Here is a 24,047-nt window from a genome sequence, read left to right on the forward strand (position 1 = left end):
GTTTTGCCGCGTTTTCTTCGCGCGAACCGATTTCCACTTCGCTCGAAAACGCTCTGATGGAGTGAATCCGGCTTGCCCGCTTCCGGAAGAAAACAAGGGCGCAAGATCGCGCCGCAGGTCATCGCCGTCCGCTTGAGTGACCATGTCGCGCTTGAGGGGCAGGCAGACGGCAATGTCGTTGCGCGCTTCCAAGGCTACGCCCAGCGTCTCGGAAAGTTTGCGCTTGCAACCGTCAAGCGCCTCCCTGAACTTCGCACCGGACTGCCGCTTGCCTCGATGGCGCGTGGCCGCGCCGGCGACAAGGAAATCAATCTGCTGGTGCAGCGTTTGGCGCGAAGCGGTCTTTTGGAATACCGCCTTGGTCCCGCACGCGGCAGCCGCGACAGCGTCGTGATCGAGCCGCAGCTTGCGGACTATTCGCCGCAAATCTCGAAGATCGCCAACACGGATACGATCGCGCTGTCTAGATTTGCCTATCTGCGGCGCCGGGGCACGGAATTGGTGCTGGAATCGCCGCGTGCGAGCGCCTTGTTCAGGATCGCCGATCCGAAGATGGCCGCCGCGCTCGTCACGTTGTCGACGCCGCAGAAGATCAGCCGCTATCGCAAGGAGCGCGGCTTTCCCGGACTGGAATTCCTGGGATTGCTGATGGATTGCCAAATCCTGTTCAAGCTCGGGGCCGGCGACACCGACGGCTTGCGCCCGTCGGAAGGTGACTCGAGCCTGGTGCTGTGGGACTTTCACGATCTGCTGTTTCACACCCACAGCACCGAGGGCCGGCAAGCCAATCCGATTGGCGGACTTTATTCCTACTCCGATCTCATGGCGCCTCTGCCCGCGGTACGCCCGCCATGGCCCGGAAAAGCCATTGGCCTCGACAGCGCGGACCTGGACGGCGTGGTAACGCCTCCGCCGTCGCCCTTCGCAGCTCTCCTCGACGCGCGGCACTCGATACGCGACTTCGACGATAGGCATCCGATCACATTGGGCGAATTGGCCACGCTGCTGCAAACCACCGCGCGCGTGCGCGCAAAATGGACGGCTCCCTCCGACATGGGCGAGGAAGGCCCGGAAGTATCCTACGCGTCGCGGCCGTATCCATCGGGCGGCGCGGCCTACGAGCTGGAACTTTATCTCGCGGTCAACCAATGCGAAGGGTTAGCGCGGGGATTTTACCACTACAATGCCGAGCGGCATGCATTGACGCCGATCGAAGTCCGCCCTGACGACCTCGATGCGCAGCTTTCAGATGCCGAGTTCGCCATTGGCGCCTCCGGCGCACCGCAGGTCCTGATCGTCATTGCGGCGCGGTTCGGCCGGGTCTCCTGGAAATATAGTTCGGTAGCCTATTCGCTGATCCTCAAGGACGTCGGCGTGCTGACGCAAACGCTTTATCTGGCGGCGACCGACATGGGACTTGGTGGATGCGCGATAGGCACCAATAATATCGACCGGTTCGCGCGAATGACCGGACTGGAATTCTCCACTGAAGGCCCGGTCGGTCTATTTGCCCTCGGCCGCGGCGTCACCCAAGGGCCGGTCCAAGCAGCGGACGACGGCCCGCAATTCGGCTAGATCGCTTAACCGGCCGTTCGTCGGGGGGGGGGCGCATTCGGATGGGTGTTTCCCATATCCGGCCCGGGTTTACACGGGCCGCAGAAGTTCTACGATCCCCAAACAAAAACGTCGGGAGGTTCAAGGATGAGCAGTACGGTAGCGTCGGCCGTCGACGCGCGGAGGTCTCGCGTCCGCCTCCTGATCGTGACGCTGCTCTTTCTCGTGACGACCGTGAACTATGCCGACCGCGCCACACTTTCGATTGCCGGCACCGCGCTGGCCAAGGACTTGAGCCTAGATCCCGTCGCCATGGGCTACATCTTCTCTGCCTTCGGCTGGTCCTACGTGGCGGCGCAGGTTCCCGGCGGATGGCTGCTCGATCGTTACGGGTCGAAATGGGTCTATGCCTTCGGCATTCTGATCTGGTCGTTCTTCACGCTGCTGCAAGGTATGGTCGGATTCTTCACAGGAGCCACCGCGGTCACAGTGTTATTCCTGCTGCGGCTGTTGGTCGGGCTTGCCGAAGCACCGTCCTTCCCGGCCAATGCCCGCATCGTGGCAGCCTGGTTTCCCGGCAACGAGCGCGGCACCGCATCCGCATTCTTCAATTCCGGACAATATTTTGCGACCGTCATCTTCGCGCCGCTGATGGGCTGGATCGCGCACGATTTCGGCTGGCCTTACGTTTTCTATGTAATGGGCGCACTCGGCATTCTCGTCGGCATCATCTGGATCAAGACGATGTACGGTCCGAAGGATCACCCCGGCATCAATGAAGCTGAATTCGACTACATCAGGGATGGCGGCGGCCTGGTCGATCTCGATGGGACAGAGAACGCGAGCGCCACCGATAACGGTCCGAAATGGAATTATATCGGCCAGCTATTGTCCAACCGCATGATGCTCGGCGTTTATATCGGTCAGTTCTGCATCAACACGCTGACCTATTTCTTCCTGACCTGGTTTCCGGTCTATCTGGTCAGGGAACGCGGCCTGTCGATTTTGCAAGCCGGTTTTGTCGCGACCCTTCCCGCACTGTGCGGCTTTATCGGTGGCGTACTTGGCGGCGTCATTTCCGATGCCATTCTGCGCAAGACAAATTCGCTGACATTGGCGCGCAAAATTCCGATCGTCGGAGGCATGCTGCTGTCGATGACGATCATCGCCTGCAACTATGTCGAGGGCCAGGCGCTCGTCATCGGCTTCATGGCGCTCGCCTTCTTCGGCAAGGGCATCGGCGCGCTGGGCTGGGCGGTCGTCTCCGACACCTCCCCGAAGGAAGCCGGCGGCGTCTCGGGCGGGTTGTTCAACACCTTCGGCAACCTGTCCAGCATCACGACCCCGATCATCATCGGCTATATTCTGGCCGCAACCGGCTCATTCAACGGCGCGCTGGTTTTTGTCGGCGCCAATGCGCTGGTCGCCGCGTTCGCCTATCTCGTGATCGTCGGCAAGATCGAGCGGGTGAAGCTGCGGACGGCCTGAAAACGGGATTATACGGCGTCGGAAAAACCCTCTATACGTCCCTTAGGACTGGTCTGATCCGGCCCGGCAGGAGTTTTGACGATGGGCAAAAGAGAACTCGTCACCGAACAACCCCGTTACATCAAGCTCAACGAGCGCGACAATGTCGCGATCGTCGTCAACGATTTCGGCCTTCCGGTCGGCTCACGCTTCGCCTGCGGCCTCGAGCTTCGCGCTTTCGTTCCGCAAGGGCACAAGACCGCGCTTGTCGATATCGCCGAAGGTGCGCCGATCCTGCGTTATGGCGAGGTCATCGGCCATGCCGCCTCCCCTATTCTCGCGGGCGAATGGGTCGACGAAGCACGCATCCGAATGCCCGACGCTCCCGCGCTCGACAGGCTCGAAATCGCAACCGCCGTGCCCGAGCCGCTGCCGCCGCTGGAAGGCTTTACGTTCGAAGGTTATCGTAACCGGGATGGCTCCGTCGGCACCAAGAACCTTCTCGGCATCTCGACGTCGGTCCAGTGCGTCAAGGGCACGCTGGAATATGCGATCAAGCGCATCCGCGCCGAGTTACTGCCGAAATATCCCAACGTCGACGACGTCATCGCGGTCACCCATGCCTATGGCTGCGGCGTGGCGATCTCGGCCCCAGACGCCGTCGTGCCGATACGGACGTTGCAAAATATCGCCCTCAATCCGAACTTCGGCGGCGAGGTCATGGTCGTCGGACTTGGCTGCGAAAAGCTCGTCCCGGAACGGCTGGTGCCCGAAGGTCTGGGCGATGCCATCGTGCGAATGCAGGATGAAGCCTTCGATGGCTTCGGTACGATCATCGAACACATCATGACGATGGCCGAGGCCAAATTGGCTGTGCTCAACAAGCGCCGCCGGGAAACCTGCCCGGCCTCCGATCTCGTGATCGGCCTGCAATGCGGCGGCAGCGACGCTTTCTCTGGCGTTACCGCCAATCCTGCTGTCGGATTTGTCGCCGATCTGCTGGTGCGCGCTGGCGCAACCGTCATGTTCTCCGAGGTGACCGAGGTGCGCGACGCCATCCAGCTTCTGACGCGCCGGGCAATCAACGAAGACGTCGGCCAGGCACTGATCCGCGAGATGGCTTGGTATGACAGTTATCTGGCGCGCGGCGGCGCCGACCGCAGTGCCAATACGACGCCCGGGAACAAGAAGGGGGGGCTCGCCAATATCGTCGAAAAATCGCTCGGCTCGATCGTAAAGTCAGGCTCTAGCCCGATCGCCGGCGTGCTGGCGCCGGGCGAGAAGGCCCGGCAGAAGGGCATGCTATTTGCGGCCACGCCGGCCTCCGATTTCATCTGCGGCACGCTCCAGCTTGCCTCCGGCATGACCTTGCAGGTGTTCACGACCGGCCGCGGCACACCTTACGGGCTCGCGGCAGCGCCGGTGATCAAGGTCGCAACCCGCAGTGAACTGGCGCGGCGCTGGAAAGACCTGATCGATTTCGATGCTGGCCGCATTGCCACCGGCGAGATGACGATCGAAGAAACCGGCTGGGAACTGTTCCGCCTGATCCTCGATGTCGCCAGCGGCCGCACCAAGGTCTGGTCCGACCACTGGGGCATTCACAACGATCTCACGCTGTTCAATCCTGCGCCGGTGACCTGACACAATTCTCAGGATGGTTGCGGCGCCTGGCTCTTGTCGATGGCGTCCCACATGAATTGGCAAAGCATAGAAGCCAGAATCTGGGTCGCCCAATCGCTGTCGTGCAGATGATTTGGGTCATTCTTGTCTACCAGATCGTCGATTGGAATTTGTCCGAGCTCATGCCACGCTTTCATGAGCTCAAAACGCCGGAACAGGTTGACCTTCTTTTCGGACGCGACCGCTGCGATGGCCGACACCATGGCGTTGGTCGCACCCAGTAGTTCCGGCGTCAGCATCGCCGGAGTGTATTGCAAATCCATTAGAACGATGTCGATCTCGCCCGCCTCGCGAAGCCGGTCGACCCCATCGCCGAGAGCACCGATAGTCTTTTCTGCTGAGGGCGTATCTGCGTCCTTCTGCCAGACCGAATTGGTGCCAATCTGCCAGATGACAAGGCAAGGCTTCTCGGCGAGGACATCTTGATCCATTCGGCCCAATTCTTTCGGCGCTTCCTCGCCGCCGATCCCCCGATTGAGCACATCGATCATGCGCCGCTGATTGAGGTGCCTTTCCTGATAGGCCTGCCGCAGCGCCGCTTCCAGACGGTAGGGAAAGGCCACGATGCCGCCCTCACCTTCCATTGTCGAAGACCCGAGCGCGACGATCTTGACGGCTTCCGTGCCGCCTATCGCCTTGGCGAGGTTTGGCAAACCGTGTTCGAGGGGGAACGGTTGGACAGGAAATTGCGGAGGCGGGCTGTTCATCGATATCTCAAGGCCTGGAAGGGTTACTTTCCATTACACTATCACGGAGAGAATCACCTACCTCTACTCCTGCAGATATTCTGTCCATTAAACCTGACGATGCTTTGATGAATCGCCGCGAGCGCCGGGCAACGACCAAGAGCTCCAGGGTAGCGCGCAATACATCGGCAAAGGGCGCGCCTGACGCGCTTTGTGAAACAGGCCTTCGTCATTTCCGCGCGGGCCGGTATCTCGATGCTCAGCTTTGCTGTCAGCAGGCGCTCGAGGCGAAACCCGATCACGCGGCCGCCCTGCACCTGATGGGGCTATTGTCCCTGCACGCCAAACAATACGACCACGCGACCGAGTGGCTCACCCGCGCGATCCGGCTCGCTCCCAACCCGGAATACCTGGTGAGCCTCGGGACAGCGTTGCAACAGCAAGGACGACACGCGGACGCGCTCAAGGTATTCGATAAATCCCTACAACTCGACCCGCATCATCAGGACGCCTTGTCTAAAAGCGGGGCTCTCCTGAACCAACTCGGGCGGCACGAAGAGGCGCTTGCCCTTCTCGATCGCAGCGACGTGTCGGCGCCAAGCCACGTTCCAACCCGGCAAGCTCGTGCGTGGGCGCTGTACCACTTGAAAAGGTGGGAAGAGTCCCTGGCCGAAGCCAGGAAAGCCTATGAGCTCGATCCGGGCAACGCCGATACTTGCAATAACCTTGGCCTTGCGTTGTGGCGGCTGAGCCGGAACGAAGAGGCGTTGCCCTGGTACGACAGGGCCATCGAAATTCGACCGAACTTTGCAGCGGCCTTCGGTAACAAGATCATCGCGCTCTTCCATCTTAACCGCTTCGACGAGGTTTTTGCGCTCCACGATCGCATGAAGGCCCTCGGACTGAAGCACACGCTCACCGATTGGAATGTGGCCCTCGTCCATCTTCTGACAGGTAACTTTGAAGCCGGCTGGAACGGCCACCAGTTGCGGTTGACCTTGCCATCGGCGACGTATCCGCAAATTCCGCGGCCGATGTGGCTCGGCGAGCAGGACATCGAAGGCAAGACGATTCTCATCGCCGCGGACGAAGGGCTGGGAGATACAATTCAGTTTGTCCGCTATGTGCCGATGCTCGCAGAACGCGGGGCACGCGTCCTCCTGGTGGTTCAGGACTCATTGCATCGTCTGCTGTCTGGTCTCAGCGGCGTCGTACAGTGCGCGCCGACATCGGCGGTGAGCACGTTGCCCGTTTTCGATCTGCATTGTCCGATATCCAGCCTGCCGATGGCTTTCAAAACTCGGATCGAAACGATCCCGTCGGCGGCATCCTATCTGCCTTCACCCGCGGCCGATCGTGTGCAAGCGTGGAAGGACCGCCTCGGTCCGCGAAACAAATTTCGCGTCGGCCTGGTGTGGTCGGGGAGTCCAAACCACTTGAACGACCACAACCGATCGGTTCCGCTGCAAATCCTTGCACGGCTGTTCGACGTCGACGCGACCTTTATCAGCCTGCAGAAAGATCTGCGCCCTGGCGATGCGGCGATGCTGCAGGAACGAGACGACATTATCGACCTGACCGCCGACCTCGGCGACTTCACCGAGACCGCTGCACTGGTTGCCTGTCTCGATCTGATTATCACCGTCGATACCAGCGTGGCCCACCTCGCCGGCGGGCTCGGGCGTCCGACCTGGATTCTGCTGCCTTACACGCCGGACTATCGATGGCTGCTCGATCGCACCGACAGCCCATGGTACCCGAGCGTGCGGCTCTTCCGGCAAAGTGAAACCCGCGAATACGGGAGCGTGCTCGACCGCGTGAGAGACGAGTTGCAGGCTCTAACCCTCGCGTTCAGGTCTGAGGAAAGTTAGCGCTATCAGGCCTCGTTCAATCCGGCGCCACGGTCGGACAGGATTTTCTCTGCCTTGGGCGTCAGTTCGTAGAGGTCGCCGTCCTTGGCGACGTATGCCTCCTTCACCAGCCGATCGACCTCCGCCCTGCGATCGCCGGCGAGCGGAACCGATTGGGCGATATCGCAGAGCACGGATACTTGCGTATCGGTCAGCATGGCGGTCCTCCGGTGACCTCTTGAACGCGGCTAGAAGCCTTCGGGTTCCGCGGCGTTGCCCCGGTGCCCCAAGACTTCAAGCCCAAAGACTTCAAGCACCAAGACTTCAAGCCACCGACCAGCCGCCGTCGATCGGGATAACTGTGCCCGTGATGTCGCGGCCAGCCGGGCTGCACAGAAAGGCCGCCATCGCTCCAACATCCTCCAGACGGACAAAACGGCCGCTGGGCTGGCGTTCCTTCATATATTCGCGCGTCGCTTCCTCGCGTGAGATGCCGCGCGAAGACGCCATGGCATCGATACGGCTCATGATCGCGGGCGTCGGCAACGTCCCGGGGCTGACTGCATTGCAGGTGATGCCGGTGCCAACCGTCTCCATCGCCACGGCGCGAGTCAGGCCGATAATGCCAGTCTTGGTTGTCACGTAATCGGCTCGGCCCTGCGCGCCGCGTTGGCCGTAGTGCGAGGACAAGTTGATGATGCGGCCGAAATCTTTCGCTCGCATCGCAAGCAGCGCCATCCGAATAATATGAAATGGCGCCGTCAGATTGACGGCCAGAGATTGCTGCCAATCGGCGCTCGAAAACTGCTCGATCGGTGCGAAATGCCGGATCACGGCGTTGTTGACGATGATATCGGGACCACCGACGGTTTCCCGCGTAAACGTCATCAGCCGTTCGACGCCGGTGAGTTCGGACAGATCGGCCCGGCAGTAAGCCACCGTCACGCCGTGGCGGCCTTGCAACGCTGCCCGCACCGGCTCGACCTTTTCCGGCTCTTCGATCCCATGCAGCACGATGTCATGTCCGGCAGCGGCGAGGCTCTCGGCGATCGCATAGCCGAGCCCCCCGCTTGAGCCTGTAACGAGCGCGCAACGGCGCGACGTGGCCGTCATTGTGCTCTCACGCCGCGCGACAGGCTGACGAGATCGAATGGTACTTCATGCATCGATATTTCAACTCCCCGGCGCCGACCAACTGCGGTCGTGATTTATCGGCGAGTTGCCACTCTAATCCGATATGAAGCTCCAGCCCAACTGGCGCAAGCTCACGACAGGCGGGTAGGTATTGGCCGATTGACGCCCTGATCGCTTGCGCTCCCGCGCCATCCCCCATAGGACCGCCACGAAACCGAGCACGAGTCCGATGACGGTCCCGACGTTGCCGATGCCATGGTGATAGACCTTGAGCCACGCCGGCGCTGCTGCTGTGGGAAACCCAAAAGATTGTAAGAGCGTACCAGCGATACCGGCCACTACCGTCACAACGGCCAAAACCGCAATCCAGCCGATGACCCAGCTACGGCAGCCCGCGCAACGCGGCACCTCGATACGGACTTTGTCCTGGGCTCGGCCCCTCTGAACAGGATAACCGAGCCCGTCAAGATGGCGGGAGGATAACGCTGTCATCACCAGTTTGGCGTGACATCCGGGAACGGCAGGCGCACCGCACATCCAGCATCGGCGCGTCGTATCGCCTGAGTCATTGGCACTCACTTGGCCGGTCCCGATTCGATATCCGTCTCGACAGGCCGCTATCCTGGAGACCATCCGTTCACAAATCGTTCCGGCAAAGCGTCGAATTGCCGGGGCTAGAACCACTAACGCAAAAAGCCGGACCAGCCACAGGCAGTTAGAAGAAGCCCGGGCTCAGATCGAGGCCGTAAGTTGCCATCGTAAGAGAGACAAACAGACCGACGCCGCAGAATATCGCGACGATCATGAAAACATCCGTCTCGGTTTCGGTTCCCGACAGGCGAGAAAAAGCTTGGACGAGTGCAGTCATTGGCGACCTCCAAAATTCCACCTCGGCTGAGGCGGATGAGACTGTCGCACTGCATCGTTTCCTGCCGTTTTCGCGCCCCGATCAAAATGGTTTCAGGATCGTTTCGTCGGATATGAGAGCGGTCGGGTGGCCGGACTGGAACCAGCGGACCCGCGGGTTTTGCCGCGAGCCGTACTTTTGCATCCCAGGTGCTGTTAAAAATGGCTTTTTAGCCAACCGCACTTCGCCGGGGGATCTAGCTATCGCTCCAGACGCCGTCGATCTCCACGATACCGGCGGCCTCAAACAGCGGTTTCATGTTGCCCAGATCGTACAGCGCCTTGCCCTGGTCGAGCCCCCGCTTGATCTCCGCCTCCTTCGCAATCCGCGCTTCGGCATTGCGAACCGCGGTTTCGACATGAGCTGGCGGAATGACTATGACGCCATCCGCATCTCCAACCACCAGGTCGCCGGGATTGACCGTCACACCGGCCGCTACCACCGGGACATTGACCGCGCCGGGTCCCCGTTTGCCGGGATAGGACACCGAGATATGCGAAGCGAAAACCGGAAACGCCATCTCGGTGATCTGCAACGTGTCGCGCGTCGCGCCGTCGATCACGGCGCCTCCGAGCTTCCTGATCTGGCTGTAGTAGGTCGCTATTTCCCCCCACAAGGCGCCTTGCGGGCTGCCACCGTTAGTCAGAACGAGAATGTCGCCGGGCTCGGCGACCCGAAACGCCGCATGAAGCATGAGATTGTCGCCGGGAAAATTGAAGGACGTGATGGCCTGTCCGCACACTCGCGCCGTCGGAAAGAGTGCGCGCATTTGCGTCTGCATCAGGCACTGCCGCCCGATGACCGGCCCCAGTCCTTCATGCAGATCGGCGACGTTGATGCGCTTGGCGCGTTCGATGAGGACTGGATCAAGCCTGGGAATTCGTTTGTATACGACTGACTGCAATGTGATTTCCTTTCCGAAGGGTGAAAAATTCGCGATTGCCTGTGCGCGCTTTCGGTCTGTCAGATCATCGCGCAGCGGCCGGCTTCGCCTGGCCGAATTGCTCCGACACCATCGTGTTGAGAACACGCCTGACCGTCGCGAGATCCGTATCGGGTATACCCTGGAACATGATCTCCTCGTTGGCATGCGCATGCGCCACGATCGCGTGAAGACGCGCTTCGCCCTCCGACGTAAGGCGAACGCGACCGCGATCATCGACGGCAACGAGGCCCAACGACACGACTGATCCCAGAAGATTCCGGCTGGCGTTGAAATCAAGCAACAGCTCCGGCATCAATTCGTCGATGGTGCGATCCGGCGACGACGCCGCGGCCCGGAGCAGACGGGCCTGCATCAGCGTGAGCCCGAGGCCCGCGGTTTGCCGCCCTCGCTCCAGCCGCGACGCAATCGCGCTGTAGGCTCGGATCATGAGATTGGACAGCACGCGCTCCTCGCCGTCTTCAAGCTGGCCGGTTTTTGCGTCCGTGGTGAAAATGCGCGTGTCGGGGTGATCGGCCGAGACGGCATAGCGGCCTTTGACGAACAAAAGCGGCTGGCGTTCATAGCGGCTGTAACGCAGGACCCGCCCAACCAGAATGAGATGATCGCCGCCATCATAGGTTTGCGTGCGGACGCATTCGAAAGAAGCCGCCACGCCCGCAAATATCGGCGTGTCCCCCTGCCCGACACCGCAATCCAAATCCCTGAACTTGTCCGGCCCCGACCGCGCAAAGCGCTGCGACAGCTCGATCTGCTCCTCGGCGAGAATGTTCACGGCAAAATGGGAGCAGGCCGCGAAGGCCGCGAAACTTTTGCTCTCGCGGCGTATCGACCACAAGACCAGCGGAGGCTCAAGCGAGACCGAGGCAAAGGAGTTCGACGTCAGGCCAAACCGCTCGCCGTCAACAGACGTAGCGATCACCGTGACGCCGGTTGCGAATTCGGCCAGGCTGCGGCGAAATCCGTCGGTCTCGACGCGAGGATCGCCGCTCTCGACAGGCGACCTCGTCGACGGCTTCTGTTCAGCGGCTTGGCCCATCATATCCTCAGCGTCAATTCCGCGGCACACGCCGCCATTACTTCCCGTTCAAACCGTGGTCACGCGGATCTGAATGCCCCTGCGATGCGATTGATCGTCGGCAGTCACTTCGATCCAATCGGAAAAACGGCGGCGCAATTCGCTCAACAGCCATTTCGCCGCCGGTCCCGGCGGTTGCTCGATTTTGTGGACGGCATAAAGCGGAAACCGAAGCGGCTCGCCCTTGTGGGTGGCGAGCTTCAATTCCGCCAACTCGCCGGAGTCGAGATAGCTTTGGGCCAGATGCGTCGGCATGGCGCACCAGCCGAAGCCGTTGCGGACAAAATCAAGACGGCTGAACTGATCGATGAAGGCCCAGGTGCGCGTTCCCATCACCACGCCGCGATAGCGTTTGGTGCGGTCGATCATGGTCAGTTGAATGTGCTCTTCGAGGGTGGACTGCGAAATGAGTCCTTCGATTTGCGCCAACGGGTGCCGGGACGATGCAACCAGCGAGATCGGCACATCGCCGAGGAATTCCATCTGAAAGCCCGGCATGCCATCGAGGGCGGTCGAGTAGATCGCCAGCCGTGCATTTCCTTCGAACAGCGATTGCTCCGGTGCCCCGAGCCCTTCGGCGAACAAATTCACCGAGACGAGCGGGAAACGCTCCCGGAACGCGCGCAGGCTTTCGATCAGCACCGTGCTCGGAAACACCTGCTCGATCGAGAGGCTGATCTCCGGCTCGGCCACCGAGGCCATGTTCTTCGCGCGCGCACGAAGTGCGTCCGTGCTGCTGATGATCCGCCGCGCATCCTGGACGATCGCCTTGCCGGCATCGGTCAGGCGCGGCAGCTTGCTCGAACGATTGAACAGCTCGAGCTCAAGCGCGTCTTCGAGCGATTGGATCGACTGGCTGACGGCGGACTGCACGCGGTTGACCTTGCGCGCAGCCGCCGAGAAATTACCGGTGTCCGCGACAGCGATCAGCATCTGGAGTTGATCCAGCGTCATTCTGGAGAGCATGTTCCACCTAACCCAATGGTTTGCGTCAGGCCGTGCCGGCCTTCCCATCAGGTAGATGAAATGGTCAGCAGGGCCCTGCATCAATATATCTGATACTTGGGCGGGGCATCCGTTTCGATCAGAGCTCCGGCGTGAGGTATATTGCAGCGCAGCAAATGACATACCGGGTTTCCTGCGCTGATCTAAGGCCCGAACCGATAAAGACGCGCGGGATTGTCGGAGAGAATGGCGCGGCGGGCCGCGGGATCAGGCACCCATGCCAAAAGAAGATCGAGCAGGTCGGCGTCGTCAGGCATCGTCTCCGCGGTCTCGGTCGGATGCGGCCAGTCCGATCCCCAAAGCAAACGGTCGGTCCCCTGCTCGACCAAGGCTCGCGCAAGCGGCGCGACCTCCTTGTAATCGGGGCCGCTCCCATGCGCGATGTGATAGGCGCCCGACAGCTTGACATAGACGTTCTCGCGCGCCGCGACACGCAACAGCGACTGGACGGCCGGGTGTTCGAGCGGAAGCGGCCGGGCATATCGGCCCATGTGATCGATCACCACCGTGCAAGGCAAACGCGCGATGAGGTCTTCATGATCGGGAAATTCCAGCCCATCGAACTGAATCTGAAGATGCCAGCCAGTACCACTAATCCGCTCGGCCATGACCGGAACATCCGGCCATTCGGTGACGCTGCCCCGCATCTGGTGATAGCGCAGGCCGCGCGCGCCGCGTTGCCAGAGCTGCTTCAGCTCGCTGTCGGTAATGCCGGTCGGAACTGTCACGACCGTGCGCGCGTTGCCGCTGAACAAGGCGGCCGAGTCGAGCGTGCAACTATTGTCGAACCCATACGTCACCGGCTGCACGATGATCGTGCGTTGCAGCCCAAGACGCCCCTGCACCTTGCGATAGTCATCGACGCTGAAATCAGGCGGGAAAAGCCAGGCCTTCGACGATGCGGGATATGCGCTGTCATAGATGTGCATATGCGTATCGCAGGCGCCGGAGGGCACCTCAAGTTTCGGAGTTCGTGTATCCGGTCTGTCCGGCATCTGTCAGTTCATCAGGTTGTCGCGAAACGTTTCGCTTTCATAATCCGTCCGGAAGACTCCTTTGGCCTGAAGCAGCGGCACGACCTCATCGACGAAATGCTCGATGCTCCTGGTGTTGGTGGTCGGCGTGATGTTGAAGCCGTGGCAACCGCTGGCGCGCCACAGATGCTCCAGTTGATCGGCCACCTGCCGCGGCGTGCCGACCAGTTGCGGCATGCCGCAGGTCGCGCCGAAGATTTGCGCTGCGTCGCGCGCCGTCGCGTTGCCATCTCCGGCCATGTTCGCCAGCGCCGTCAGCATGCCACGCGATGCATCGGTGGTATTCGCCGCAAGAGGGGTATCCAGGTCGATCTTGCTGAAGTCGATGCCGAGCGTGCCGGACATCCGGCTCAACGCGGCGTCGAGCGGAATGCGATCGAAAATTTCGGCCTGTTGGCGCTTGGCTTCGGCTTCGGTGCCGCCGAGCACGCATTGAATGCCGAACACGACCTTCGGCGGCTCGGCACGTCCCTCGGATTGCGACGAGACGTTGAGTTTTTCAATGAAAGACTTCATTCCATCGACACCGCGCGCCTGGATCGAGAACACGACGTCGCTATGTTTCAGCGCGAATTTCTGTCCACGCCCTGAGGATCCGGCCTGAAACAGCACCGGGCGTCCCTGGGCCGATGGCATCGTCGGCGGAACGGTATGGCAGCGATAGTGCGAACCGACGAAATCGATCACGTCGACCTTGGCCGGATCGGCAAACTTACCCGTCTGCCTGTCGAAGAGAATGGCACCGGGCTTGACGCCATTCCACAACGCGTAACAGATATCCATGTACTCGTCGGCCTGGTCGTAACGCTTGTCGTGTTCGATCTGATCGAGGCCGAGCGCACGATGCTCGCCGCGCAGATGACCTGAAACGATATTCCAGCCGACGCGGCCGCCGCTGAGATAGTCCAGTGTCGAGAGGCGGCGCACGGTATGGTAAGGATGCGTTCCCGCCGTCGATGCCGTGACCGCGAGCCCGAGATGCTTCGTCTCCGCCAGCATCACGCCCAGAAGCGCCATCGGATCGTGGCTCGGCCAGGTGACGCCGTAGCGGACATAGTCTTCGAAACTCTCCTTGTAGCGCTCCATCCCACCCGGCGTATCGGCGAAGAACGCCGCGTCGAATTTTCCGCGCTCGAGTGTCCGTGCGAGGTTCTTCCAATGCTCGAACTGCCGCATGCCTTCCACGCGGTCGTCCTCGGGATCGGCCCAGCTCAGCGTGGTATGATTGATCGGGCTGTGCATGTAGAAGCCGATCAAATGCATGCGTTTGGTCACGGCGGTCCTCGTCGGTCACTCTTGAACTGATATCTGCCGGTTCGTGCTGGTTGCTAATTCCGTCCCGTTCGGGGATCCAAAAGATCGATGAGGCTGTCTCGCCCCGCTTTATCGAGATCGGTCCAGCCGAGCTGGCCCATGAGAAGGCTGATTTCCTGGCGCATGATGTTGATCACCTCGCCTGCCCCCGTCTCGCCGCCGGCTGCAACGCCGAACATCGCCGGCCGGCCGAAAAACGCCGCCTTGGCGCCGAGGCACAAAGCTTTCCCGACATCGCTGCCGCGCCGGAAGCCGCTGTCGATCAGCACCTCCATCCGGCCGCCGACGGCGTCGGCGATCGCAGGCAGCATGTCGATCGATCCGGGCGCGCTGTCGAGTTGCCGCCCACCATGGTTCGACACCATGATGCCGTTGGCGCCGAGTTCGAGACATTTCAGCGCATCCGCCGGATGCATCACGCCCTTGACGACCAGTGGGCCATCCCAGGCCTTGCGAACCTGTTCGAAGATCGACCAGGTCTGCGCCGGCGCCGGGGTCTGCTCGCCATAGAGGTCGGCTATCGCATTCGCAGTTGCGCCGGTGGGGGCGTAAGGACGCCAGTTTTCCATCGTCGGGATCCCTCCCTTGGTTAGGTACCGGAAGGTCCAACCCGGCCGGCTCAATCCCTGCAGGATCACCGACGGGGTCATCTTCATCGGCCGGCGAAACCCGTTGCGAATATTGCGCTCGCGCTTGCCCATGACAGGCGTATCGACCGTCATCAGCAACACGCGCACGCCGAGCGCCTTGGCGCGGCGGACCAGATCGAGCGTGATATGCGGGTCGCGCGTGCCGTAGATCTGAAACCACGTCGTCTTGGGCGCCTCGGCCATGGCGGCTTCGATGGAGTCGCAGCTTGCGCTCGACATGATGTAGGGGATGTCGAAGCGCGCCGACGCGCGGGCCAACATCAAATCCGCGCCAGGACGAAAGAACCCGGCAATCCCCATCGGCGAGATGCCGAACGGGCTTGCATAGTCGTGACCAAACAGCTTCACCGCCTGGCTGCGGTTGGCGACGTCGATCAAATAACGCGGCAAAAGCTTGTAGCGATCAAAGGCGGCACGGTTACGCTCGAGCCCCGCCTCGCCATCCACCCCGCCGTCGATGAAATCGAACGCGATGCGCGGCAGACGCTTTCGCGCAAGCACCCTGACGTCGTCGAAATTGATCGCCTGTTTCATTCGCATGAGCTTTGATTAGATCCCTGGTTAGCCGATTTGGATTCGTGGCCAGGACCGACGCTGGATCGGTATTGCCATTTATTCGTCGATCGGCGTGCGACGGAATTGGCCAAATCTTGATACTAACTATCGGTCGCCGTGATGATGGTGCGGCGCGATATCCTGGAATCGCGGTCTGCCTATGGTGGTGCGGATATGATCGGATGTCGGTCCGCCTCGGGTCAATCGCCCGGCAGCAGATATCGGCGGAGTGGCCGAGCATGCGGCAAACCGCCGCCGGAGCCGATCGTGTCCGCGGTTATCAGTTTTCGCAGGTGCATTATCATCTTTTGTGATGCTTCCTATCAGGAATTAACCGGTTCGCATGGGAGCAGATTTCCATAAGATGCATCGCTTGAAATGCCCTTCGTAACGGGCGCAACAGGTATCGCCGACGAGGCAGTAACGAAAAAGAATTAGTGGGGAGACATTACATGAGAATTCGCAGGCTTGCGCAGGCGATGCTGACTGTTGCGCTGAGCATTGCCGACACCAGCGCGTATGGCGCCGACCAGCCCTACAAGATCGGCATGCTGAGTTCATTTTCTGGCTACGTCGCGAATATGGGTCTCGGCGGCCGCGACGGCCTGATGCTGGCGGTCGATGAGATCAACAAGCGCGGCGGCGTCAACGGCCGGATGATCAAGATCATTCCGCTGAACGACGAATCGGATGCGACCAAAGGAGTTCCCTTGGCGGTCAGTCTGCTCGAGGGCGAAAAGGTCCTGGCCGTGGTCGGGCCGGTGCGAAGCGATATCGTCGAAGCCGTGGCTCCGATGATGGAGAAGAGCCAGGTCGTGGACATGGTGGGTTCGACGATACTGCCCACCAAGCATAATTATGCTTTCGCCACTGCGCCCACGCCGGAAGAGGAAGCGCCGGTTGCGATCGCGTTCCTGAAAAAGAGCGGCGCGAAGTCGGTCGCGATATTGAGCGCCATCGATGTCTGGGCCAGGACGCTTGCCAAGACTTGGGCCGATGAAGCCGAAAAGCAGGGCCTCAAGGTGGTGGCCGCCGAAAGCTATAACTCCGCCACCGACAAGAACTTCATCCCGCAGTTATCCAAGTTCAAGTCGGCTGGCGCTGACTGGATCCTGGTCACGGGTGCCGGACCCGCGGCCGGCCTGATTTTGAAACAGAAGGCTGAAATCGGTTACACCGCCAATGTGTTTGGCAGCACGGTCTTCCCGGTCGCGGGAATATCAACGCTGGTACAAATCGGTGGCCCCGCGGCGGTCGATGGAACCTATTTCGCCACAGCACCCTTCTCGGTTTGGGATGCGTTTCCTCCGGAAGACCCCCGCTACAAAGCCATCGGTGAGTTCCGCGAGGCATTCAAGGCCAAGTACAACAACTATCCGGAACCCGGCCATTGGTGGATTGCGCAGAACTACGACATCGGCATGTTGCTCGCCGAAGCCATCAAGCGCGCCGGTCCAGATGCCACCGGAGCAACGCTAAAGGCCGCGCTTGAAAGCATTCAGGGCTATCAGGGGGTCCTCGGCGTCAGCTTCAATTTCTCTCCTGAGCACCATTCGGGCGTTAGTGGCGTCGTCGTGGCGCAAATCAAGGATGGGAAGGTCGTGCTGGTAAAGTGATGTCCACCTCGTTAATCGACGTCCGAAATCTCACCAAGAAATTTGGCGGCGTAACCGCGCTGGACAAGGTTAGTGTTTCGGTCGAGCCGCAACAGATCTCCGGTTTGATCGGCCCCAACGGCGCTGGCAAGTCGACCTTCTTCAATGTTCTGACAGGTGTCTTAAACAGCAATGGCGGCGAGATCTGGTTCAACAACAAGCCGATGGACGGCATTCCTCCCCATGCCCGGGTCCGCCTGGGAATGGTGCGCACCTTCCAGAAAATTCACCCGTTCCATGGAATGACCGTGATTGAATCGGTGATGGTCGGCTGCCACACGAGCAGCCGCGCTGGGTTGCTTTCCGCCATGCTGCGCCCTCCCTGGGTAAGGGAAGAGGAGCGGCGTATTCGCGACGCCGCCCGGTCCGCGTTGGCGTTCGTCGGGCTCGAAGCGCAGACGGCCACGCTCGCCGACGCCTTGCCGCTCGGGCATCAGCGCATGTTGCAACTGGCCTGCGGCCTCGTGACCGAGCCCCGGGTCCTGTTGCTCGATGAGCCGGCATCCGGCCTGAACGCATCCGAGACGGCCCGTCTTGCCGACCTGCTGCTCGCCATTCGTGAGCAAGGCAAGACGCTGGTGCTGGTCGAGCACGACATGAGCCTGGTCATGAAGATTTGCGATCAGATCACCGTCCTCAGTTTCGGTCGCAAGCTGGCCGGCGGCACGCCGCAGGAAGTGCGTCGCAATCCCGAAGTGATCAAAGCCTATCTCGGAAGCGGTGAACGTGGTGCTTGAGGTCAAGGACCTGAAAGTATCCTACGGTCAGATCGAGGCGCTCAAGGGCGTCTCGATGCGAATCGATCGTGGCGAATTCGTCGGCGTGATCGGCGCCAATGGGGCCGGCAAGACATCGCTTTTGATGGCGCTTTCGGGAGCGGTGCGAACGAAGGGCGGCAGCGTCATGTTGGACGGCCGGGATGTGACTCATCTGCCCCAGCATCTGCGCGTCAGTAACGGCATCGCCATTGTCCCCGAAGGTCGCCAGGTTTTGGGACCGCTGACGGTGATGGAAAATCTGGAATTAGGTGGATTCCACCGTCGCGGCGCGTCCCGGGCCGAGATCGCCAGGGATCAGGAGATGATGCTCGACCTGTTTCCGATCCTGCGCCAGCGCGCCAGACAACTCGCGGCGACCCTGTCGGGTGGCGAGCAACAGATGCTGGCGATTGGCCGCGCGCTCATGAGCAAGCCGCGCCTGCTGCTGCTGGACGAGCCGTCCTTTGGATTGGCGCCCATGGTGTTCGACGAAATCCTCGGCACGTTGCGACGACTGCACGAAGAAGGTCTTGCATGTCTGATGGTTGAGCAGGATGCGCATGTGACGCTGGAGACCACCAGCAGAAGCTACGTGTTTCGAACCGGTCAAATCATAACGGAGGGATCGAGTTCCGAGTTGCGCGAAGCCGGTCTCGATTTGGTCGAAGAGATTTATCTCGGGTCTGCGGGGGAATCCTCATGATGGATTTGCTACCGGTGCTGCTGGTGAACGGTGTCGTGTTCGGCGCGATCTACGGCATCAACGCCATTGGCCTCGGCATCGTCTATAACACGACGGGAATCATCAACTTTGCCCAAGGTGATTTCGTCATGCTTGGAGGCATGACGGCTGCATACTTCTATGGCCACGTCGGCCTGCCCTTGCCGCTCGCGATCGTCTTTGGCGTCATCTCAACCGTCATCATCGGCCTGCTGATCGAGCGGATTGTCATCAGACCGCTATGGCGACGCGGCGCCAAGGACTGGACTTACGTATTCATGCTGTTTGCCGTTGCGACCGTGCTTCCAAACCTTGCCATGCTCGGCATCGGCCGCGATCCCCTCACCTTCCCTTCGTTTGGCGGGTTGCCGTCGGTCCAACTGGGTACAGCCACATTGAGCAGCCAGGCCTTGTGGGTGCTGGTCGTGACCGTTGTCGTGGTTGTCGCGCTGCAAGGTTTTTTTGATCGCACCCTGCTTGGCAAGGCCATGAAAGCGACCGCGATCAATCCTCGCGTCGCGGCGTGGCTGGGAATACCGGTCGAGCGAATGGTAGCGATGTCTTTTGGACTCGCGGCCCTCTTGAGCGCGATTGGCGGCGTGGTGTTTACACCTTTGATAAGCACCCAGTTCGATACCGGCGTTGCCATGACGCTGAACGGATTTGCGGCTGCCATCATCGGAGGCATGGGCAATATCCGCGGTGCCATCGTCGGCGGCCTCGTGATCGGAGTTCTTCAATCGCTCAGCACGGCCTTTATTTCCTCCGTCTACGGCGACGCCGTGATCTACGGAGTATTGTTCGTGCTTTTGATCATCTGGCCTGCCGGTTTCTTCCGGCCGCTCATCGAACTGCAGCACGAAGAAATATGAGCTGGCGTCCTACCAACACCGCGGGCGTGGTGGCGTTGACCGCCATCGCCATCATTTTCCCGCTTTTCGGCGGCGCGTCCACCGTGACTGTCATGGCATTGGGCGGACTTTACGCCATCGTTGCGATCGGTCTCAACCTTCTGGTCGGATACACCGGCAAGATTTCATTTGGGCACAACGCTTTCATGGCGATGGGCGCCTATGCTTCCGGAATACTGACCGTTCGTTACGAATGGTCGCCGTTGTCGGCCATGATTGCCGCCGCGGCCAGCACCGGATTGGTAGCGTTCATCATGGGCGCGCCCATTCTGCGCGTACGAGGACATTACCTCGCGATGATTACGCTGGCTTTTAGCCAGGTCGTGATCATCGTCAGTACGCGTTGGACGGAAGTCACCGGCGGGCTGACCGGTATTCCCGGCGTGCCGGACTTCTCTGTCTTTGGGTTCAGCTTCGACACCAAACTCAAGATGTACTACCTCATCTGGGGCATCGCGATCGTGCTGTTCCTGTTCTCTTTCAGAATTGTGGATTCTCGTTTCGGCCGCGCCTTGCGTGCGCTCGGCGCGCACGAAACCGCGGCGGGAGCTCTGGGGGTGGATGTCGTTCGCTGCCGGATCCAGATATTCGTCCTCAGTGCTGTCTATGCCGCGCTGGCTGGCAGCCTCTACGCGCACTTCCTGAATTACGTCAACGGCACGTTTTTCGACCTCAGCGTCATGATCCAGTTGATGGCGATCCTCGTTGTCGGCGGCATCGGAACGCTCTGGGGGCCCGTGGTAGGCGCCGTTCTGCTGATCTGGGTATCGCAGAATCTCGGAGCCTACGCCGAATACAGTCAGCTGATTTTTGGACTGCTTTACGGCGGCGCACTGCTGTTCTTGCCCGGCGGGGTGGTCGGCGAAGTTGCCGCGCGGCTCAAGCGATAGCCGAGGCCATCGTCGCGCGCGGCGGCGCCTCAGAATGGAAATGCGCGCTTGCCCATCTGAACGGTCACCCACTTCACCTCGGTCAACTCCTCCAGGGAATAGCGGCCGGCTTCCCGGCGGTGGCGGTCTTTGCCTTGAACTTCTCGGCGAAGGCATCAAACCGCGGCGCTCCGACGATGACCTTGGAATTGGCCATGCACACCTGCCCCTGATGCAGGAAGATGCCGAACGCGGCCGCATCGACCGCATAATCGAGGTCGGCGTCCTTGAGCACGAAGAGCGGACTCTTGCCACCCATCTCGAGCGTAAACTTCTTGAGATGCCTGGCTGCCTCGACAGCCAGATGACGGCCGGTCCGCGTCGAACCGGTGAAAGTAATCATCTTCACGCGCGGATCGGCGACCAAGAGATCGCCGACCTCGGCCGGAATGCCGGGTATCACGTTGAGCACGCCGGCTGGCAATCCGGCCTCCTGGAAGATATCAGCGATCAGCGCGCCGGACGCCGGCGTCTCCTCGGACGGCTTCAGGATAAAGGTGTTTCCTGTCGCCAGCGCATAGACGATCTTTTTCATCGAGAGCAAGAACGACGAGTTGAACGGAGCGATCCCTGCGATCACACCAAGTGGCTTGCGCACGGAGATCGACAACTGCCCGGACGTGGTCATGGGCATGGTTTCGCCCATCACATGGCGCGCATCGCCGGCGGCGGCGCGCAATGCATCGACGACATATTCGATTTCCCATCCCGCCTTCGAATAGACCGAACCGCATTCTTCGATCAGCATGTCGCGGATTTCGTCGGTTCGACGCTGAATCACGTCGACGGTGCGCAGCAGGAGCATCTCGCGTTCCGAAACCATCGTGCTGCCCCAGTTTTCCGAACGGGGCGCCGCCTCGATGGCGCGTTTGACTTCCTCGGCACCGGCCTGCTGGGTCCGTGCAAATATTTTCCGGTGGCCGAATGGATATCGTCAGCGAGCTGGTTTCGTGACGACCTGACCCATTGACCGTCGATGACGAGCTTGTAATGGGGAATGCCATCGATGAGGTCGAATGCGGCTTCATTCATTTTATGACTCCCCTGTCGGCCGGCCGTAGCCGACATGAAATGGCACCAGGCGCTCACGACGCGATATATTTCAATGAATATAATGATCATCATCGGACACGCTGCGCAAGACTTGCCGCTGCACTAAATTCGGTCCGGCGAGAGCATAATTATTGTCCTTGGTCTCAGGGCAATACGCAGTGCTATGCGCAATTTGAGCCGTTTCGTGGGACTTTATCGTTCTTGGCCGCTACGGCTCGCCAACGGGGCGATGGTCGCACTCGAATTGAAGCGGCTTTTCCCGCGTGGCGGGACGCAGACTCAGATAGTAGCCATGGCGTTGCAACTGGGCCCCGATATCCAGCGTCTTTTCAATCTCGAACAACCGGTCCCGGTGCGGCTTTTGCCAATGGTTGATCTGGCTCTTCGCCTTTGCCTTGGCGACCGCCTCGTCCGGCGAAATGACCAGCACGTTCTTGTGTAATTCGTAAACTCTAATGGGTCGTAGCCGCCGAGATTAACAAAGAACAATTTTTGCTGCTGGTCTTCCGGCGGCCTCGTCGAGAGCTCGATGTCATAGCCATCGGCCTGTTCGACGGCGCCCCAGCAGTCGAGATGCAGGCTCTTCGGCTCTGCCCACCACTGACGCCGTAGATCTTCGAAGCAATCCTCGGGCGTTCGCCCGATCGCAAATCTGACGTCGTGCAACTCGACATTCGAATTGCCGCAGTTGCCGCCGACGTAGAACATGAAAAGCTTCATCTGGCCTCAGTGTTCGAGAACCCTCTTCCTTGCCGCGTTTGCTACCATGCCTACATCATTTTGTGCGAGACGTTTTTGGTCACGGTATAGCACTGTAACCCTTCCGTACCGCCTTCGCGGCCGTAACCGCTGTCCTTCACGTCGCCGAACGGCGTTTCGGCAACGAATGCGACAAAATGATTGATCGAGAGATTTCCGACTTCGACGTCGCTGGCGAGGCGGTCGGCATTTTGCGCCGATCGCGTGAACGCATAAGCGGCGAGCCCATAGGGAAGCGAATTCGCTTTTTCGATCGCTTCATCGAGGCTGCGGACGGGGTTGACGACCGCGAGCGGGCCGAACGGTTCGTCGCGCATCGCGCGGGCATCGTCGGGAACATCGGCGAGCACCGTGAGCGGGAAGAAATAGCCGCGATTGCCGATACGCTGCCCTCCCGTCAAGACTTTGGCGCCTTTCGACTTGGCATCGGCGACAAAATCCTCCATGGCGTCGATCCGCCGCGAATTGGCCAGCGCTCCAAGCTGCGTCGAGGGATCGAGGCCGTTTCCGACCTTGAGCTGAGCGGCTTTCTCGGCAAACGTATCTGCAAATTTCTTGTAAATGGATTCATGGACAAAGAAGCGCGTCGGCGCCACGCAGACCTGCCCGGCATTGCGTGACTTGCCGATCACCGATGTTGCCGCAGTCGCAGCCGGATCGACGTCGTCGCAGACAATCACCGGCGCATGCCCTCCCAGCTCCATAATCGGCGGCTTCATGTAGCGGCCTGCCATTTCGGCGAGCGATTTCCCGACAGGGATGGAGCCGGTGAAGGTAATGAGGCGGATCGCAGACTGAGGAATCAGATGATTTGAGATTTCCGCGGGGTTGCCGAACACGAGATTCAGCACGCCGGGCGGCAGGCCGGCATCATGAAATGCGCGTACAAGCTGAACCGCACCGGCTGGCGTCTCCTCCGACGCTTTCAGGATAATCGAACAACCGGAGGACAATGCACCGGCCACTTTTCGGCCTGGAGAGCTCATCAGAAAATTCCAGGCCGAGAATGCTGCAACGGGGCCGATCGGCTGGCGCAACACGGTGTGGCGCATACCGTCTTCGCTCGGGATCACACGGCCATAGAGCCGCAGGCCTTCGGTCGCATCCATTCGAGGATGTCACAGCCGCGCAGGATTTCGAGCCGGGCCTGCTCAATCGGCTTGCCCTGCTCGAGTGTCATCGCCACCGCCATGTCGTTCACGCGTTCGCGAATGAGGCCGGCGGCTTTCAGGATGATTTGCGCGCGCTTCGCCGGCGAGGTCTTCCGCCAGACCTTGAATCGAAGGCCACATGCCGCAGAGCCACGGCGGATCGTCGGGATCGGGTCAATGGAAACGGCCTTGCAGAGAAGAGATTACCTAAGATCAGAACCTAGTTCATGATCGCCGATGGCTCGCCAGT

The 24,047-nt window shown here is 60.5% G+C and carries 22 protein-coding genes and 2 pseudogenes; 9 read left to right on the forward strand and 15 right to left on the reverse strand.

The window, feature by feature from the left end; genetic code table 11:
* Window positions 1-72 precede the first annotated feature (72 nt).
* The 3 genes from ABSE61_RS22615 (at window position 73) to garD (ending at window position 4,665) form a co-directional block, all read left to right on the forward strand.
* The gene (locus ABSE61_RS22615; RefSeq protein WP_423873358.1) at window positions 73-1,575 is read left to right on the forward strand and encodes a SagB/ThcOx family dehydrogenase; all 1,503 of its coding nucleotides are present in this window, start codon (window positions 73-75) and stop codon (window positions 1,573-1,575) included.
* A gap of 126 nt (window positions 1,576-1,701) precedes the next feature.
* On the forward strand, window positions 1,702-3,042 hold the full coding sequence (locus tag ABSE61_RS22620) for an MFS transporter (RefSeq protein ID WP_423873359.1): 1,341 nt from the start codon (window positions 1,702-1,704) through the stop codon (window positions 3,040-3,042).
* An 81-nt stretch (window positions 3,043-3,123) separates the two neighbouring features.
* Window positions 3,124-4,665 carry a galactarate dehydratase gene (gene garD, locus ABSE61_RS22625; protein WP_423873360.1) on the forward strand — a complete coding sequence of 514 codons (1,542 nt, stop codon included), beginning with the start codon at window positions 3,124-3,126 and terminating at the stop codon, window positions 4,663-4,665.
* A gap of 8 nt (window positions 4,666-4,673) precedes the next feature.
* Here garD and ABSE61_RS22630 read toward each other — a convergent pair whose 3' ends face one another.
* Complete coding sequence (locus tag ABSE61_RS22630) at window positions 4,674-5,357, reverse strand: SGNH/GDSL hydrolase family protein (RefSeq protein ID WP_423873361.1); 684 nt, start codon at window positions 5,355-5,357, stop codon at window positions 4,674-4,676.
* Here ABSE61_RS22630 and ABSE61_RS22635 point away from each other — a divergent pair.
* Window positions 5,351-7,261, forward strand: coding sequence for a tetratricopeptide repeat protein (locus tag ABSE61_RS22635; RefSeq protein WP_423873362.1), 1,911 nt, complete (start codon window positions 5,351-5,353; stop codon window positions 7,259-7,261). The two genes, ABSE61_RS22630 and ABSE61_RS22635, sit on opposite strands and share 7 nt — an antisense overlap.
* 5 nt (window positions 7,262-7,266) lie before the next feature.
* Here ABSE61_RS22635 and ABSE61_RS22640 read toward each other — a convergent pair whose 3' ends face one another.
* From ABSE61_RS22640 to ABSE61_RS22685, 10 genes are all read right to left on the reverse strand, one after another.
* Complete coding sequence (locus ABSE61_RS22640; protein WP_423873363.1) at window positions 7,267-7,458, reverse strand: hypothetical protein; 192 nt, start codon at window positions 7,456-7,458, stop codon at window positions 7,267-7,269.
* Window positions 7,459-7,564: 106 nt separating this feature from the next.
* Entirely contained in the window at window positions 7,565-8,353 is a 789-nt protein-coding gene (locus ABSE61_RS22645) for an SDR family oxidoreductase (RefSeq protein WP_423873364.1), read from the reverse strand.
* Between the two features lie 114 nt (window positions 8,354-8,467).
* Entirely contained in the window at window positions 8,468-8,953 is a 486-nt protein-coding gene (locus tag ABSE61_RS22650; RefSeq protein WP_423873365.1) for a hypothetical protein, read from the reverse strand.
* Window positions 8,954-9,089: 136 nt separating this feature from the next.
* Window positions 9,090-9,242: a hypothetical protein gene (locus ABSE61_RS22655; protein WP_423873366.1), complete on the reverse strand. Its 153-nt coding sequence runs from the start codon at window positions 9,240-9,242 to the stop codon at window positions 9,090-9,092.
* Window positions 9,243-9,477: 235 nt separating this feature from the next.
* Window positions 9,478-10,185, reverse strand: a complete 708-nt coding sequence (locus ABSE61_RS22660) for an RraA family protein (protein WP_423873367.1) — start codon at window positions 10,183-10,185, stop codon at window positions 9,478-9,480.
* 64 nt (window positions 10,186-10,249) lie between these two features.
* The gene (locus ABSE61_RS22665) at window positions 10,250-11,266 is read right to left on the reverse strand and encodes a flavin reductase (protein WP_423873368.1); all 1,017 of its coding nucleotides are present in this window, start codon (window positions 11,264-11,266) and stop codon (window positions 10,250-10,252) included.
* A 45-nt stretch (window positions 11,267-11,311) separates the two neighbouring features.
* Complete coding sequence (locus ABSE61_RS22670) at window positions 11,312-12,268, reverse strand: LysR family transcriptional regulator (protein ID WP_423873369.1); 957 nt, start codon at window positions 12,266-12,268, stop codon at window positions 11,312-11,314.
* 182 nt (window positions 12,269-12,450) lie between these two features.
* Window positions 12,451-13,302 (reverse strand): amidohydrolase family protein, encoded by an 852-nt coding sequence (locus ABSE61_RS22675; RefSeq protein WP_423873370.1) that lies wholly within the window; start codon window positions 13,300-13,302, stop codon window positions 12,451-12,453.
* Between the two features lie 3 nt (window positions 13,303-13,305).
* On the reverse strand, window positions 13,306-14,616 hold the full coding sequence (locus tag ABSE61_RS22680) for an NtaA/DmoA family FMN-dependent monooxygenase (RefSeq protein WP_423873371.1): 1,311 nt from the start codon (window positions 14,614-14,616) through the stop codon (window positions 13,306-13,308).
* A gap of 53 nt (window positions 14,617-14,669) precedes the next feature.
* A complete protein-coding gene (locus ABSE61_RS22685; protein WP_423873372.1) occupies window positions 14,670-15,845 on the reverse strand; it encodes an alpha-hydroxy acid oxidase in 1,176 nt (391 codons plus the stop codon).
* 467 nt (window positions 15,846-16,312) lie between these two features.
* Here ABSE61_RS22685 and ABSE61_RS22690 point away from each other — a divergent pair, with 467 nt between their 5' ends.
* From ABSE61_RS22690 to ABSE61_RS22710, 5 genes are read left to right on the forward strand one after another with little or no spacing between them, the layout of a single operon-like run.
* Window positions 16,313-17,476 (forward strand): ABC transporter substrate-binding protein, encoded by a 1,164-nt coding sequence (locus ABSE61_RS22690; RefSeq protein WP_423873373.1) that lies wholly within the window; start codon window positions 16,313-16,315, stop codon window positions 17,474-17,476.
* Window positions 17,476-18,252, forward strand: coding sequence for an ABC transporter ATP-binding protein (locus ABSE61_RS22695; protein ID WP_423873374.1), 777 nt, complete (start codon window positions 17,476-17,478; stop codon window positions 18,250-18,252). The genes ABSE61_RS22690 and ABSE61_RS22695 overlap by 1 nt, the downstream gene beginning before the upstream one ends.
* Entirely contained in the window at window positions 18,245-18,976 is a 732-nt protein-coding gene (locus ABSE61_RS22700) for an ABC transporter ATP-binding protein (protein WP_423873375.1), read from the forward strand. Before ABSE61_RS22695 ends, ABSE61_RS22700 begins: the two co-directional genes overlap by 8 nt.
* On the forward strand, window positions 18,973-19,866 hold the full coding sequence (locus ABSE61_RS22705) for a branched-chain amino acid ABC transporter permease (RefSeq protein ID WP_423873376.1): 894 nt from the start codon (window positions 18,973-18,975) through the stop codon (window positions 19,864-19,866). Before ABSE61_RS22700 ends, ABSE61_RS22705 begins: the two co-directional genes overlap by 4 nt.
* The gene (locus tag ABSE61_RS22710; RefSeq protein ID WP_423873378.1) at window positions 19,863-20,795 is read left to right on the forward strand and encodes a branched-chain amino acid ABC transporter permease; all 933 of its coding nucleotides are present in this window, start codon (window positions 19,863-19,865) and stop codon (window positions 20,793-20,795) included. Before ABSE61_RS22705 ends, ABSE61_RS22710 begins: the two co-directional genes overlap by 4 nt.
* Before the next feature lie 82 nt (window positions 20,796-20,877).
* Here ABSE61_RS22710 and ABSE61_RS22715 read toward each other — a convergent pair whose 3' ends face one another.
* From ABSE61_RS22715 to ABSE61_RS22730, 4 genes and pseudogenes are all read right to left on the reverse strand, one after another.
* A complete protein-coding gene (locus tag ABSE61_RS22715; RefSeq protein ID WP_423873383.1) occupies window positions 20,878-21,744 on the reverse strand; it encodes an aldehyde dehydrogenase family protein in 867 nt (288 codons plus the stop codon).
* A gap of 351 nt (window positions 21,745-22,095) precedes the next feature.
* Window positions 22,096-22,317 (reverse strand): hypothetical protein, encoded by a 222-nt coding sequence (locus tag ABSE61_RS22720; RefSeq protein WP_423873384.1) that lies wholly within the window; start codon window positions 22,315-22,317, stop codon window positions 22,096-22,098.
* 152 nt (window positions 22,318-22,469) lie between these two features.
* Window positions 22,470-22,607: pseudogene (locus tag ABSE61_RS22725) on the reverse strand (DUF1543 domain-containing protein); the annotation flags it as partial.
* Between the two features lie 50 nt (window positions 22,608-22,657).
* Window positions 22,658-23,976: pseudogene (locus ABSE61_RS22730) on the reverse strand (NAD-dependent succinate-semialdehyde dehydrogenase).
* Between the last annotated feature and the right edge of the window lie 71 nt (window positions 23,977-24,047).

Source organism: Bradyrhizobium sp., assembly GCF_049519115.1.
Lineage (GTDB): Bacteria > Pseudomonadota > Alphaproteobacteria > Rhizobiales > Xanthobacteraceae > Bradyrhizobium.